The organism is Shewanella algicola (assembly GCF_014648035.1).
Lineage (GTDB): Bacteria > Pseudomonadota > Gammaproteobacteria > Enterobacterales > Shewanellaceae > Shewanella > Shewanella algicola.
The window spans coordinates 14,912-29,801 of sequence record NZ_BMQI01000019.1; the positions used below are offsets into that span (position 1 = coordinate 14,912).

Annotated in this window: 16 protein-coding genes; 14 read left to right on the forward strand and 2 right to left on the reverse strand. The window is 42.0% G+C overall.

Features of this window, described 5'->3' with window-relative positions:
• Positions 1-62: 62 nt before the first annotated feature.
• On the forward strand, positions 63-863 hold the full coding sequence (locus IEY42_RS09845; RefSeq protein WP_188925078.1) for a sulfite exporter TauE/SafE family protein: 801 nt from the start codon (positions 63-65) through the stop codon (positions 861-863).
• Positions 864-945: 82 nt separating this feature from the next.
• Here the strand turns inward: IEY42_RS09845 and IEY42_RS09850 are convergent, their stop codons facing one another.
• Complete coding sequence (locus IEY42_RS09850; protein ID WP_188925079.1) at positions 946-1,797, reverse strand: thymidylate synthase; 852 nt, start codon at positions 1,795-1,797, stop codon at positions 946-948.
• Between the two features lie 205 nt (positions 1,798-2,002).
• On the opposite strand from IEY42_RS09850, the gene nhaA reads away from it, so the two are divergent.
• The 5 genes from nhaA (at position 2,003) to IEY42_RS09875 (ending at position 5,398) form a co-directional block, all read left to right on the forward strand.
• Positions 2,003-3,187, forward strand: a complete 1,185-nt coding sequence (gene nhaA, locus IEY42_RS09855; RefSeq protein WP_188925080.1) for a Na+/H+ antiporter NhaA — start codon at positions 2,003-2,005, stop codon at positions 3,185-3,187.
• The gene (locus IEY42_RS09860) at positions 3,174-3,560 is read left to right on the forward strand and encodes a hypothetical protein (protein WP_188925081.1); all 387 of its coding nucleotides are present in this window, start codon (positions 3,174-3,176) and stop codon (positions 3,558-3,560) included. Before nhaA ends, IEY42_RS09860 begins: the two co-directional genes overlap by 14 nt.
• A gap of 117 nt (positions 3,561-3,677) precedes the next feature.
• Positions 3,678-4,601, forward strand: a complete 924-nt coding sequence (gene nhaR / locus IEY42_RS09865; protein ID WP_188925082.1) for a transcriptional activator NhaR — start codon at positions 3,678-3,680, stop codon at positions 4,599-4,601.
• 88 nt (positions 4,602-4,689) lie between these two features.
• Positions 4,690-4,938: an FAD assembly factor SdhE gene (locus IEY42_RS09870; RefSeq protein ID WP_188925083.1), complete on the forward strand. Its 249-nt coding sequence runs from the start codon at positions 4,690-4,692 to the stop codon at positions 4,936-4,938.
• The gene (locus IEY42_RS09875) at positions 4,919-5,398 is read left to right on the forward strand and encodes a protein YgfX (RefSeq protein ID WP_268244268.1); all 480 of its coding nucleotides are present in this window, start codon (positions 4,919-4,921) and stop codon (positions 5,396-5,398) included. Before IEY42_RS09870 ends, IEY42_RS09875 begins: the two co-directional genes overlap by 20 nt.
• On the opposite strand, the gene nadB is transcribed toward IEY42_RS09875, so the two are convergent.
• Entirely contained in the window at positions 5,395-7,011 is a 1,617-nt protein-coding gene (nadB, locus tag IEY42_RS09880; protein ID WP_188925085.1) for an L-aspartate oxidase, read from the reverse strand. The genes IEY42_RS09875 and nadB overlap by 4 nt on opposite strands.
• A 234-nt stretch (positions 7,012-7,245) precedes the next feature.
• Here nadB and rpoE point away from each other — a divergent pair, with 234 nt between their 5' ends.
• The 8 genes from rpoE to era all read left to right on the forward strand — a co-directional run bounded on the left by rpoE (position 7,246) and on the right by era (position 14,886).
• Positions 7,246-7,824, forward strand: coding sequence for an RNA polymerase sigma factor RpoE (gene rpoE / locus IEY42_RS09885; RefSeq protein ID WP_160053050.1), 579 nt, complete (start codon positions 7,246-7,248; stop codon positions 7,822-7,824).
• Between the two features lie 26 nt (positions 7,825-7,850).
• Positions 7,851-8,459 (forward strand): sigma-E factor negative regulatory protein, encoded by a 609-nt coding sequence (locus tag IEY42_RS09890; protein ID WP_188925086.1) that lies wholly within the window; start codon positions 7,851-7,853, stop codon positions 8,457-8,459.
• Between the two features lie 38 nt (positions 8,460-8,497).
• Positions 8,498-9,430: a MucB/RseB C-terminal domain-containing protein gene (locus IEY42_RS09895; protein WP_188925087.1), complete on the forward strand. Its 933-nt coding sequence runs from the start codon at positions 8,498-8,500 to the stop codon at positions 9,428-9,430.
• 199 nt (positions 9,431-9,629) lie between these two features.
• Positions 9,630-10,103: a SoxR reducing system RseC family protein gene (locus tag IEY42_RS09900; RefSeq protein WP_188925129.1), complete on the forward strand. Its 474-nt coding sequence runs from the start codon at positions 9,630-9,632 to the stop codon at positions 10,101-10,103.
• A 208-nt stretch (positions 10,104-10,311) separates the two neighbouring features.
• A complete protein-coding gene (gene lepA / locus IEY42_RS09905) occupies positions 10,312-12,102 on the forward strand; it encodes a translation elongation factor 4 (protein WP_188925088.1) in 1,791 nt (596 codons plus the stop codon).
• A 188-nt stretch (positions 12,103-12,290) separates the two neighbouring features.
• Positions 12,291-13,205: a signal peptidase I gene (gene lepB / locus IEY42_RS09910; protein WP_188925089.1), complete on the forward strand. Its 915-nt coding sequence runs from the start codon at positions 12,291-12,293 to the stop codon at positions 13,203-13,205.
• On the forward strand, positions 13,205-13,885 hold the full coding sequence (rnc, locus tag IEY42_RS09915) for a ribonuclease III (protein WP_188916800.1): 681 nt from the start codon (positions 13,205-13,207) through the stop codon (positions 13,883-13,885). The genes lepB and rnc overlap by 1 nt, the downstream gene beginning before the upstream one ends.
• On the forward strand, positions 13,882-14,886 hold the full coding sequence (era, locus tag IEY42_RS09920; protein WP_188925090.1) for a GTPase Era: 1,005 nt from the start codon (positions 13,882-13,884) through the stop codon (positions 14,884-14,886). Before rnc ends, era begins: the two co-directional genes overlap by 4 nt.
• The last annotated feature ends 4 nt before the right edge of the window (positions 14,887-14,890 follow it).

A 14,890-nucleotide genomic window follows, 5' to 3' on the forward strand; every position in this document is an offset into this window, starting at 1 on the left:
GATCAAGTCATTTAGCCAATATGTAGCGTATGGTTTAAAAAAATAAAAATAAGGATATCGTTATGGACAGTATGCTGCAGGTTTTTATTATTTGTTTATTTCTTGGGGCTGTTGTCGGTTTTTTTGCCGGACTACTTGGCATTGGTGGCGGACTTATCATTGTACCTGCACTATTGTATATATTACCTTCTGTTGGCATTAGTGTTACCCAACTCACTCATGTCGCCATTGCGACCTCGCTGGCATCAATCATTTTAACCTCAATGTCTTCAGCAACTGCACACCATAAACGTGGCAATGTGCCATGGCATTTATTTAAGCCCATTATGCCAGGTATTGTGGTGGGGTCATTGGCATCGGCGTTTGTGTCAGAGCAAATTTCGTCAGATAACTTACAGCAAACCTTTGCGATTTTTGTGGTGTTGATGGCAATACAAATGGCGTTTCCGTTAAAAGTTAAAACGGGCGACGATATGCCTAAGTTTGCGATGTTATTTATGGTTTCTGTTTTGATCGCCTTAATTGCAGGCCTGATGGGGATTGGCGGCGGGGTATTGTTGGTGCCATTTTTAAGTTATTGCGGTTTGCAAATGCGCCAAGCTGTTGGATTTTCGTCGGTAACCGGAATGTTTATTGCCATATCTGGCACCATTGGTTACGTGATTGCGGGCTTTGACGCCCCTAATCTACCACCAGGGGCATTTGGTTTTATTTATTTACCTGCTCTTGGTGGAATCATTATTAGCTCGATATTGTGCGCCCCGCTTGGTGTAAAAGCGGCTAGCACATGGCCGACACCGGTATTGAGAAAGATTTTTGCCTGTTTACTCGTGGTGGTTGGCTTGAAACTGCTATTGAGTTAATTCAATGAATAAATGACGAGTAATAAACGCCCTTGTTAGGTTATAACAAGGGCGTTTATTTTAAGACTATTTATACTGCAAATTATACCGCGAATGGGTATTGAATGGCGTCATGGTGTTGATAATCTTCGACACTAAAATCATCTAATGTGACCCAGGTTTCAATGTCTTTTAAGCTCTTTATCTCTGGGTTAATGATTAACTTTGGTGAATCAAATGGCTCACGGGTTAATTGAATATCACGCATGGGTGCTAATTGATCTTCATAAATATGCGCATTAACAATTTTATGATAAGCCTTACCAGGCTTATGGCCAGTTATTTGGGCCATTAATGCCAAAAGTACATACACTTGCACCATATTAAAGTTTAACCCTAATGGTACATCACAGCTGCGTTGAGTGCTGTTTAGGTATAAAGTATCACCTAGGAGCGAAAAATGATGTTCGTACATACAAGGACGTAAACAACCTAGATCGAATGCGCCAGGATGATAAAAGGTTAAAATCTCGCCACGGTTATCAATACCATTGCTCAAATCCTCTACAATTTGTTTAAGCAGATCGACATGCCCGCCACTGGGTTTAGGAAAAGCGCGTCCAAGGGCACCATATATTAACCCCATATCGTCTTGACCTTTGCGATTAGGATTATTTAACCATGCTTGGTTATCGTTCGCGTTGGCGTCCCATGTTTTGGTGCCAAGCGCTCTAAAATCAGCTGCATTTTGGTAGCCACGTAAATAACCTAGAATTTCTGCAATGGCAGATTTCCAAAAACTTTTGCGGGTGGTAACCAGTGGGAATTGATTGTTGCCAACATCATAAGTTAAATCGGCATTGATTACCGTGAGACACTTTTTGTTGGTGCGGGCATTATTGACCCATTGACCTTCGTCGACGATGCGTTTACACAGATCTAAATACTGTTTCATTTGTTTCAATTCCTTTTTTTGCTTAAGGTGATTATACCTAATCAAGGCGTTCAAATCTGTAAACAAGAAATGTTTAATTGTGAGGTGTGTTACCTTAAAAATGATTAACACCTCGGAAATTACGAGCTTAGAGTAAGAAACAATCGATTATTGTTGTTCGAATGGATGCGCTAGAGTCTATCTATTGTTTATTAAGGAGTGTTATATGGAACGTGCAATTAGAAACTTTTTAAGCCAAGAGTCTGCAGGCGGTATTTTGTTAATGGTCGCGGTGGCCTTGGCAATGATATTGGCAAATTCGCCTTTAGCGGATTTGTATCAGGGCTTCTTGAGTACAGGAGTTCAATTGCGTGTCGGCGAATTGGATATCGATAAACCATTATTGTTATGGATTAATGATGGCTTAATGGCGCTATTCTTTTTATTGATTGGGCTAGAAGTTAAACGTGAGTTGTTAGAGGGCGCACTGTCGAGTGTGGCTAAAGCTTCTTTACCGACTTTTGCGGCGATTGGTGGGATGGTATTCCCAGCGCTATTTTACTTAGCATTTAATTATTCTAACCCAGAAACCCAAGTAGGCTGGGCTATCCCTGCCGCAACAGATATCGCGTTTGCTTTGGGTATTATGGCATTGCTGGGTAATCGAGTACCTGTGGCGTTAAAGGTATTTTTATTGGCCTTGGCCATTATTGATGACTTAGGTGTTATTGTGATTATTGCGCTGTTTTACAGCACTGATTTATCAATGACCAGTTTAATCATTGCTGCGGTGTCTATTGTGTTGATGGTGGCGCTGAATCGAAAAGGGGTAACCTCTATAACGCCATATGCCTTAGTTGGATTTATGTTGTGGGTTGCAGTATTAAAGTCTGGTGTTCATGCTACCTTAGCAGGTGTCATCATTGCATTTTGTATCCCGTTACGAGCAAAAGATGGCACATCACCATCAGGACATTTAGAACACAAGCTACATCCGTGGAGTACGTTTTTAATTCTTCCGGTATTCGCATTTGCTAACGCAGGTTTGTCATTGACCAATATGTCATTTGAATCGTTTGCAGAACCGATTACTCTAGGGATCATTATGGGCTTGATGTTAGGTAAGCCTATTGGAGTATTTTTATTTAGCTATGTGGCGGTAAAACTGAAGTTAGCTGAATTACCACCTGGTATTGGCTGGCGACATATTACCCCTGTCGCAGTGATGTGTGGTATTGGGTTTACTATGTCGGTGTTTATTTCATCATTAGCATTTGAACATTCACCTGCAGAGTATGGTGATTATGCAAGGTTAGGTATTTTAACAGGTTCGTTATTTGCAGCACTGATTGGTTATTTTTGGTTAGCCAAAGTTCTGCCTAATTCAGGAGGAAGCCATGAAACTAATTAAATTATCTCTAGGATTATTGCTGAGTGTTATTGTTATTCCTGCGTCGGCAAATTCGTTTGATGTTTGCTTGAAGTCTGCAGAGTCTGCAACATGCCAAAGTTATCTTGAGGGCGTGGTTGATGGTGCATTGATGTATCGTGACAATCAGGCTAAAAAGCGTATCGATCCCAATAATTATGAGTCGCGAGCCCTTAAATATCGTGCCGGTAAGCGTTACCAAACTGCCAATGTTAATTACTGCTCTAGCCATATACTGGTTAAGTCAGAGGTGGTATCGGCACTAACGGAGCAAGTGGCGTTGAAAAATGTGAGTAACAGTGATGAACTAGAAAACGTCATTACGACAATATTGGATTGCCCGCGCCCCAAATAACCAGCGAGTTATCAAAACGCAGCCTTTTGGCTGCGTTTTTTTTGTCAGTATTTTAGCGTGGGTTCAGAGAGTTATTTGCTATAGTAGATTAATAATTTTTTTAGGTTTCTGAATGATATGCAGCATTTAAATTATAACCACCTATATTATTTTTGGATGGTACAAAAAAAAGGCTCAGTGACCAAAGCCGCCGAAGCATTATGTCTTGCTCCGCAAACGATTACAGGGCAAATACGTGCCTTAGAAGAGCGTTTAAAAGGGAGCTTGTTTAAACGAGTTGGGCGCAATTTAGAAGCGACAGAGTTGGGTGAGTTAGTGTTTCGTTATGCCGATAAAATGTTTAGTTTGAGTTATGAAATGCTCGACTTACTCAATTATCAAAAAAATAACTCTTTGTTGTTTGAAGTGGGTATTGCGGATGCGTTGTCTAAAGCGCTCGTGAGTCGAGTGTTATTAACGGTGATCCCAAGTGATGGCTCGGTGCACTTGGCCTGTTATGAGTCTACACACGAAAGCTTAATTGAGCGCTTAAGAGGGCATAAATTAGATATGATTTTATCTGATTGCGCCGGTGGCTCATTAAAGTTTCCTGAGATTTTATCTAAAAAATTGGGTGAATGTGGCATCAGTTTTTTTGCGGCGCAACCCTCAACACTGCCATTTCCTGCATGTTTAGAGGAGCATAAATTACTTATTCCGGGTAAACGTACTTCACTTGGGCAGCAATTGCATGGCTGGTTTGCTGAAAAGAATCTCGATGTGAACATTTTAGGTGAGTTTGATGATGCTGAAATGATGAAAGCATTTGGGTATTTCAACCGAGGCATTTTTGTCGCACCGTCTATTTATCGTCATGATATACTGTCGCAAGGAATGGTTTTACTTGGTGAAACGACCGATATTAAAGAAGAATATCATGTGATGTTTGCCGAACGAATGATTCAACATCCGTCAGTTAAATCATTACTGGCGACTGATTTTGATGACTTGTTTGCGGGTAAAGATCGCCAAGTACAAGATTTTGGACACCGTATAAACTAATACCTATCGGGTCTTCTCTGGCCATTTTTACGCTCTAGGCTGTGAATATGATTGGTATATTTGTGATATAGACATCAGGAGATTTGTGTTGGAATTAATGAATATTGCTCGTGTACGCTGGGCATGCCGTCGCGGAATGTTAGAGTTAGATGTCTTGTTTCAACCCTTTGTTGAAGCGCACTATGAAGCGTTAGCCGATGCCGACAAGCAAACATTTATTCGCTTGTTAGAATGCGAAGATCCAGAGTTATTTGCTTGGTTTATGGGCCATGAACAATGCCCAGATCCACAGCTTGCCGCTATGGTAGTCAAAGTCCGTGGTCGAGCCGAACCTTAAGCCCGTTCAAGCCTCTGACTTTTCTCCCCGCACTCATCTTCATCAATTTGGGTTGAGTGCGTCGTTTTTGTCCCGCGTAGCCCTTGTGTGTTTTTTTGCCGTGATACTGTGCAGTTTTCTTGCGTGGCCAAACCTGGCATCATCAATGTTAGTTTATGCCCAATTACTCCTCGCGCTATTGACCTTATGCCTAATGGTTTATTGTTGGCGAAAATTAACCCGCTGGCAGTGTATTTTTAGTCTTGATAAACGTGGTTTTGCTCAGATAGTTGAGCATTCATCGCAAACTTATCTTGTCGATTTTTGCCGTCGGGCGCTGGTGAATCCTTTATTTTGCATGATATTTTTACAAGATATTCATTCGGGAGAGCGGCGAATACTGTGGGTATGGCATGATATGTTAACCGACACAGAATATCGCACCCTGTGTCGGTTATTATTACAACTTAAGCTCGCCTAGCGTCCAGGCTGCAAAATGGTTGGCTTAGGGTTGTCAAATTGCTCTGGGTAGTCGATGTTATAATGTAACCCACGGCTCTCTTTACGATCCATCGCGCAGCGAATGATCAACTCAGCTACCTGAACTAAATTACGCAATTCTAATAAGTTATTGCTGACACGGAAGTTTGAATAATACTCTTCAATTTCTTGCTGCAACATTAAGCAACGACGTAATGCGCGCTCTAAACGTTTATCTGTTCTGACAATACCAACATAATCCCACATAAATAAGCGTAACTCGTGCCAGTTATGGGCAATGACGACTTCTTCGTCTGAGTTACTCACTTTACTTTCATCCCATGCTGGCAATGTGCAAGGGGCTGCAACTTTATGCAGCAGACTTTCAATGTCGTGTGAGGCGGCACGTGCAAACACTAAGCACTCTAATAATGAATTGCTGGCTAAGCGGTTGGCACCGTGCAATCCAGTGTAGGCCACTTCACCAATAGCATATAAACCGTTGATGTCGGTTTGACCATGTAAATCGGTCATTACGCCACCGCAGGTGTAATGTGCTGCAGGTACGGCAGGGATCGGATCTTTAGTCATATCGATACCCAATTCAAGGCATCGCTGATAAATAGTTGGGAAGTGCTTAATAATAAAGTCGGCAGGTTTATGGCTAATGTCTAAATAAACACAATCTGCACCTAAACGCTTCATTTCATAATCGATAGCACGGGCCACAATATCGCGAGGCGCCAGCTCTGCACGTTCATCAAAATCAGGCATAAACCGGCTGCCATCAGGGCGACGTAAATAAGCACCTTCTCCACGTAATGCTTCAGTGAGGAGAAAGTTTCTGGCATTTGGATGGAATAAGCACGTTGGATGAAATTGATTAAATTCCATGTTGGCAACACGGCATCCTGCACGCCAGGCCATGGCAATCCCATCACCACTGGCAATGTCTGGATTTGAAGTATATTGATATACTTTTGAGCTGCCGCCTGTCGCTAAAGCGACAAACTTTGCTTTAACTGTTTCGACATGTTCTTCATCTCGGTTCCAGACATAAGCACCTAGCACCCGGTTACCCGGCCGGTTTAATTTTCGTGTGGTGATTAAATCGATGGCGTTATAACGCTCTAAAACGGTGATATTGGGATGGGCTAACGCACATTCTTGCAAAGTGGTTTGTACCGCTTTACCCGTAGCATCGGCAGAATGTAAAATACGTCGATGACTGTGGCCTCCCTCACGTGTGAGGTGGTAAGGCATTGAAGCAGAGCTATCAGCAGTGTTATTTTCTTCTTTATCAAATGCGACGCCGCAATTAATGAGCCATTGCATGGCACCTTTGGCGTTCTCAGCTGTGTAAGTCACAACCGATTTGTCGCATAATCCAGCGCCAGCAATCAGTGTGTCATTGACGTGGGACTCAATCGTGTCGCCTTCATCAAACACAGATGCGATTCCGCCTTGTGCATATAAGGTCGAACCTTCTGATAAAGGCCCTTTAGAAAGAAGAATTACTTTTGATTTTTCAGCTAAATGTAATGCTAAAGTCAGTCCTGCAGCACCGCTGCCGATGACCAAAATGTCAGATTGGTGTTCAACTGCTTGTTTCATCAGGTATCATGGTATAGCTAAGTGGTTTGATCATAGTAAATCAAATCACCTTAACTGGGTACTTTTACAGCGAGTTTTATTGAGGTTTTAACGAGATATTTTATTTTTATCTCAAATTAATTAACTTTTTTTAATTCAACATCGAACTTTTTTCATATCAGTGGGTCTACTTATATGAACAGGATTCGAGCGACTGAGAAATCAGTATTACAGATTTAGGAGTAGTCGGCTCGGATGAGTGGACAATATAGTGATCAACAATTAGTTGAGCGAGTACAGCAAGGCGATAAAAACGCATTTAACCTGTTAGTGCTGAAGTATCAAAATAAAGTGATGAGTCTGATTTCTCGTTATATCCGCAACCAAGCGGATGTGCAAGATGTAACACAAGAAGCCTTTATTAAAGCATATAGAGCGTTAGCAAATTTTCGTGGTGAGAGTGCGTTTTATACTTGGTTGTACCGCATTGCGGTAAACACCGCAAAAAACCATCTTACTTCACAAGGGCGCAGGGCACCTGCAAACGATGTGGATGTTGAAGATGCAGAATATTATGAAGGTAGTGATGCACTAAAAGAATTCGCATCACCAGAGCGTTTATTAATGAAAGATCAAATGAGTAAAGTGATCTTTGATACGCTCGATACATTGCCTGAAGAATTAAAGATGGCGATATCGCTTAGAGAACTAGACGGTATGAGTTACGAAGATATTGCCAATATCATGGATTGTCCGGTCGGGACCGTAAGATCACGTATCTTCCGAGCTCGTGAAGCAATCGACAAACAGCTCCAGCCTTTGCTGGAAAAGTAACTGCCTTAACGCTAAATAGGTGAATAATGCTTAAATCAAGTCAAGAGTGGGTATCTGCAGCAGTTGATGGTGAAGCCGATGATAAAACATTAGCGCAACTCTCTGCTGACGTTGATTCACATGAACAATGGCAACGTTATCACATGATTGGTGATACGATGCGTGGCGAATTGCCTGAGGCCATTGACTTAGATCTTTCTGCTAACATCATGGCAGCAATTGACCTTGAACCAACAATTATTGCCCCTAAAGCTCAGCAAGCAGAGCCAGCGGAACACGTTGCCCCAGCAGCTAAAACCAGCAATGTTGTGCCATTTTTCAAACAGTTTGGCCAATATGCAATTGCTGCGACTGTTGCGATGGTCGCGATTGTGGGTGTGCAGTCTTATAATCAAACGAATGATGCTGAGTCACCATTACCAGTATTAACCACGCGTCCTTTAGTGGGTACCGTGTCTCCTGTAAGTTATCAAACTGGCACTGTGCAGAATCAGCAGAATTACTCAAACGATCAAGTCATTGAACAACGTCGTCGTATTAATGCTTATATTCAGGACCATATGTTGCAACAACGCTTGAATCCTGGTGTCGTTATCGACGAAAATAGCAATCAAGATGCTGCGGTTAATCCATAATCTGCAGCTAAACCTTGGCTTATCAATTAGGAGTTAGCTTGCGCCTTATCCTGCTAGCACTGTTAGTTTTAACCTTTTCTACACACGCTGAAGAAGATTTATCTGCAAAAGCTTGGCTTAAAAATATGAGCCAGGCTATGCGAGATAAGCAATTCAAAGTCTCTATTATTCAACTCCAAGCCGATCACATTCGCCCACTGGTATATATCCATGGCATTGTCGATAATCAAGAAATTGCGTTGCTTGAATACCTGAATGGTCCGCCTAAAAATGCCATTCGTGTAGGAAATAGAGTGACCTTTATTGAACATGATCAACCCGCGTACAGTGTGAGTGCACCGCGCATACAAGGTGTGTGGCCTGCGGCCTTGGCTGGCGATATTAGTCAGCTTGAGCAAGGCTATCAGTTTGTTATTGGTGGCCGCAGTCGTATTGCTGGGCGTCCTGGACAAATGATCCGTTTACTGGCAAAAGATGAAAATCGTTATGATGCGCAAGTATGGGTCGATATGGAGACATATTTACCGTTACGATTTGATACATTAAACCAAGAAAAGCAACTGCTTGAACAAACTATGGTTGTTGAGTTACTTGAATTGTCTGAACCGGCCAATATTTTAATCGAAGCTGCCAAACAAGATTGGCCAGCAGTAATCAATCAAGCTGAACGTACTGACGGTAAAAATTGGCAGTTTACGTGGTTACCGCAAGGGTTTGACGTTGTGGTACGTGACCATCATCGATTGATTGGTATTCATGAGCCTGTTGAATATATTGCCTTAACTGACGGTTTAGCGAATATCTCAGTCTATGTTGCTCGTTCGGGTGAAAACCCTATGCCTAATGAATTACTAACCCGCAATGGCCTATCAATGGTTGTGGTGAAAGTGGGAGCGCTTGAGGTGGTTGCCATTGGCAAAGTTCCCTCTGAAACACTAGAGCGAATCGCCAATAGTTTGGTATTAAAATAACCTACCTAAATGGTTAAAGCATGATGGTTAACATGATGCTTTAACCTATTATTTCTTTTTTTACTTCCTTTTTTGTCTACCAGATACCGAGTGCAGGATATTCAAAGGTACTACGGTGTTATTTCACTTTGTGTTAATATTGAATTATATCAAGTAATAGGTTTTATTTATGAGCCAATCAACAGCGCCACAATCATCAATGATGGAAGAAATTGCCCGTGTGGTTGATTATCAACAAGGTTGGGCCACCGTCGAAGTTGAATTAAAAAGTGCCTGTAACCATTGTGCGAGTAGCGAAAATTGCGGTACTTCAACCATTGCTAAAGCGTTCTCTGTAAAAACTCAACGTTTTTCATTACCGGCTGATAAAGCTTGCCAACAAGGTGATTTACTTAAAGTAGGCTTACCTGAAAGCGTTATCATCAAAGCGGCGGCATTAGTGTATTTATTACCTTTACTTGGCTTATTTGTGTTTGCGACATTTGGTCATATTCTTGCGCTAGGGTTAGATATTGATACCAATACATCAGCTATGGTGTTTGCGGTAATCGGTGCTTCAATAGCGTGGATGATAGGAAAGCGCTTAGCCACAAAACTAGAAGCTCAAGCATCGCCAGTGATCATCGCCTATTTAGGCCAAGAAGTGGGTGTTATTAGTGCTAATCATGGTTAAATCAACCCTAAGTTAGACTAGATAATCATAAAACCCAGCTTTATATGATCCCCATTCGCACTATAATTAACCCCATAAACATAGCGTTTTAACCCTTCTTAGGAGCAAAATAAAGACTATTGCTGAATCTGATTGGTATTACCCCCCTAATCAGGTACAATTTGCCACCTTAATTTTAATCAAATTTAGTAGTAGTCATTGCAGCATAATGAAACACATTAGAAACTTCTCGATTATTGCCCATATCGACCATGGTAAATCAACTTTATCCGATCGCCTGATCCAGGTATGTGGCGGCTTAACTGACCGTGAAATGGCTGCACAGGTTTTAGATTCAATGGATCTAGAACGTGAGCGTGGCATTACGATTAAAGCCCAAAGCGTAACACTTGATTACCATGCAAAAGATGGTAATACCTATCAATTAAACTTTATTGACACTCCTGGCCACGTTGACTTCTCTTATGAAGTATCACGTTCGCTTGCCGCTTGTGAAGGTGCATTATTAGTTGTTGATGCAGGTCAAGGTGTTGAAGCTCAAACATTAGCAAACTGCTACACCGCACTAGACATGAATCTAGATGTTGTACCAGTCCTTAACAAAATCGACTTACCGCAAGCCGAGCCTGAGCGTGTTGCCGCAGAAATTGAAGACATTGTTGGTATTGATGCCAAGGATGCTGTGCGTTGTTCTGCTAAAACCGGTATTGGTGTTGATTTAGTTTTAGAAGAAATTATTGCTAAAATTCCGCCACCTGAAGGCGATGAGAACGCCCCTTTACAAGCCTTGATTATCGATTCATGGTTTGACGCTTACCTAGGTGTCGTGTCGTTAGTACGCATTAAGCACGGCGTATTAAAGAAAGGTGACAAATTTAAAGTGATGTCGACCGGTCAAAACTACAATGCTGACCGTGTAGGTATTTTTACGCCTAAACAGCAAGATGAACCTGAGCTACGAGCTGGTGAAGTAGGTTTTGTGATTTCTGGCATTAAAGAAATCCATGGTGCACCAGTAGGTGACACCTTAACCCACGCTAAAAATGGCGCGGAAAAGCCGTTACCTGGTTTCCAAAAGGTAACGCCACAGGTTTATGCTGGTGTTTTCCCTATCTCTACCGACGAGTACGAAAGCTTCCGCGATGCACTAAACAAGTTAAGCTTAAATGATGCATCACTGTTTTTCGAACCTGAAACATCAAGTGCACTTGGTTTTGGTTTCCGTATTGGTTACTTGGGCTTACTCCACATGGAGATTGTTCAAGAGCGTCTAGAGCGTGAATATAACCTTGATTTAATCACCACAGCTCCTACCGTAGTTTATGAAGTTGTTATGACTAACGGCGATATCGTTTATGTTGATAATCCATCGGATTTACCTGCATTGAACAATATTGAAGAGCTGCGTGAGCCAATCGTTGAAGCCAACATCTTAGTGCCTAAAGAGTACTTAGGTAATGTGATCACGCTTTGTGTTGAAAAACGTGGCTCGCAAACCAATATGGTCTATCACGGTAATCAGGTGGCAGTGACGTATCACTTGCCAATGGCTGAAGTGGTTATGGACTTCTTTGACCGTCTAAAATCAACCAGTCGTGGTTATGCATCACTTGAGTACAACTTTATTCGTTTTGACGCTGCCGACATGGTGCGTTTAGATATTTTGATCAACGGTGATCGTGTTGATGCGTTAGCGATGATTATTCACCGCTCTAACATTCGTTATCGTGGTTTAGCGCTCGTTGAAAAAATGAAAGAGTTAATCCCGCGCCAAATGTTCGATATCGCGATTCAGGCTGCTGTAGGTAGCCAGATTATTGCTCGCTCAACCATTAAAGCATTACGTAAAGATGTAACCGCTAAATGTTATGGTGGCGACGTGTCGCGTAAGAAGAAGCTGCTTAATAAGCAGAAAGAAGGTAAAAAACGCATGAAACAAGTCGGTAACGTTGAAGTGCCACAAGAGGCATTCTTAGCGGTACTTAAACTAAACGATTAATAATAATTAATTGATTTAGTGTTTCTAATAACGCCGCGTATTGCGGCGTTATCGTTATTTTTACTATATATTTTGTAACACTCAACAGGGTGAATGTTTGCAAGTGAATCACCATACTGGATTGAGTAACATTGGGTACTTAGCCCGAGCAATGCAAACACCAACATCCTGCAGGAGATAAATCAGTAATGGCAGCCTATTTTTCGCTTATTTTAGTGCTCGTAACCTTAGGTAGTGGTCTTATCTGGTTAATTGATGTGATCTTTTTTGCGCCTAAACGCCGTGAGAAACTCGCGTTAGCTCAAGCCAATGCAAGTGAGCTAAGCGAAGACGCCATCGACAAAATCGTTCGTGAACCCATTTTAGTCGAAACCGCCCATTCTATTTTCCCTGTTATCGCGTTTGTGATGATATTGCGTTCGTTTATTTATGAGCCATTTCAGATCCCATCGGGCTCAATGATGCCTACACTGTTAGTAGGCGACTTTATTTTGGTTGAGAAATTCAGCTACGGTTTACGCGATCCGGTATGGCGCAGTAAGTTAGTTGAAACAGGAGAGCCTGAGCGCGGTGACGTATTTGTATTCAAATACCCTGAAAACCCAAAAATTGACTACATTAAGCGGGTTGTAGGTCTGCCTGGTGACAAGATTATTTACCGTAATAAGCAGTTAATGATTCAAGAAGCGTGTGATACGGGTAAAGATTGCGCCGAGCCCAAATTGATTGCACATACAGAGCTTAATCGTGGTGAGTTTAGCCAAAATGACGTGCCATTGATCCGCTTAAATGAGCAATTAGGTGAGGTTAATCATGATATTTTAATTAACCCATCACGCCCTGATTTTAGACAACATTTTTATCCTCAACCAGGCATGCAAGCCGGTGAGTTTTTGGTTCCCCAAGGCAAGTATTTTGCCATGGGCGATAACCGAGATAATAGTACTGACAGCCGTTTTTGGGGATTTGTACCTGAAGAAAACCTCGTAGGTAAAGCGGTTGCTATTTGGATTAGTTTTGAATTTGAACGCAGCCCTAATGATTGGCTACCCACTTGGGTCCCTACTGGTGTGCGTTTTGAAAGAGCAGGTGGAATACATTGATGGAACCCATAAAAAATTTGCCGCGCTTGAGCCGCACTTTAGGGTATGAGTTTAACAACATTGAGTTGTTGACACAGGCGTTAACACATCGCAGTGCTGCAAATAAGCATAATGAACGTTTAGAATTTTTAGGTGATTCGATTTTATCGATAGTCATTTCTGATGCGTTATATCACCAGTTCCCTAAAGCCACTGAAGGCGATTTAAGTCGCATGCGCGCCACCTTGGTAAAAGGTGACACGCTCACCATAATTGCAAAAGAGTTTAAGTTAGGTGATTACTTATATTTAGGCCCTGGTGAGTTAAAAAGTGGTGGTTTTAGACGTGAATCCATTTTAGCAGATGCCGTAGAGGCCATTATTGGCGCCATATACCTTGATGCCGATCTTGAGGTCTGCCGTAAGTTATTACTGACTTGGTATGCCGAACGTTTAGCTAAAATAAAACCAGGTATTAATCAAAAAGATCCTAAAACGATATTACAAGAACATCTTCAAGGGTTTAAAAAACCGTTACCAGATTATCAAGTGGTGGCTGTTGAAGGTGAAGCGCATGATCAAACCTTTACCGTTGAATGTAAAATTAGTGAATTAAACGAGGTTGTCACCGGTGTGGCAAGTTCTAGAAGAAAAGCTGAACAGCTTGCTGCTGCTCAGGTATTGGAGTTACTGAATAAATGACCAAAAAAACAGACTTGCCAGCGGGTACTGAACAAGAACCTAGCTTAGATGAACTGCTGGCAAGGATGAACCAAGCAGCGCCAACCGCCGCCGCACAATATGATGTCACTTATTGTGGCATGGTGGCGATTGTCGGTCGGCCAAATGTGGGTAAATCGACACTATTGAACAAGTTGCTTGGTCAAAAAGTCAGTATCACCTCTAAAAAACCGCAAACGACGCGTCACCGTATTATGGGGATCCATACCGATGGCGCTCAACAAATTGTGTTTATTGATACACCCGGTTTACACATTGAAGAAAAACGTGCCATTAACCGCTTAATGAACCGCGCTGCAGCGAGTTCGTTAGCTGATGTTGCCATGGTTATCTTTGTGGTCGACGGTATGACTTGGACTGTTGACGACGATATGGTGTTGCAAAAGCTTCAACACCGTAATGACGATCGTAAAATTATCTTAGCCATCAACAAAGTTGATAACATCAAAGATAAAGAGTCTTTGTTCCCGTATTTAACTGAATTAGCGAAAAAGTTCGACTTTGACGAAATATTGCCAATATCAGCAAGCAAAGGCACTAACGTTCAGCGTATTTTAGATATGGCCCGCGAGTCGTTACCTGAAGCGCCATTTTACTTCCCTGAAGACTATGTTACTGATCGTTCACAACGTTTTATGGCCTCTGAAATTGTCCGTGAAAAGCTTATGCGCTTTTTAGGTGACGAGCTGCCATACGATGCTACTGTTGAGATTGAGCAGTTTAAAATGATGGACAACGGCGTTTATCAAATTAATGCGTTGATTCTCGTTGAACGAGATGGCCAAAAACGTATGGTGATTGGTAATAAAGGTGAGCGTATTCGCACGATCGCCACCCAGTCACGTCTTGATATGGAAACCTTATTTGATAATAAAGTGTTTCTTGAAGTATGGGTAAAAGTGAAGTCTGGCTGGGCTGATGATGAGCGCGCCCTAAGAAGCTTAGGTTATGGCGAAGACTAAACCG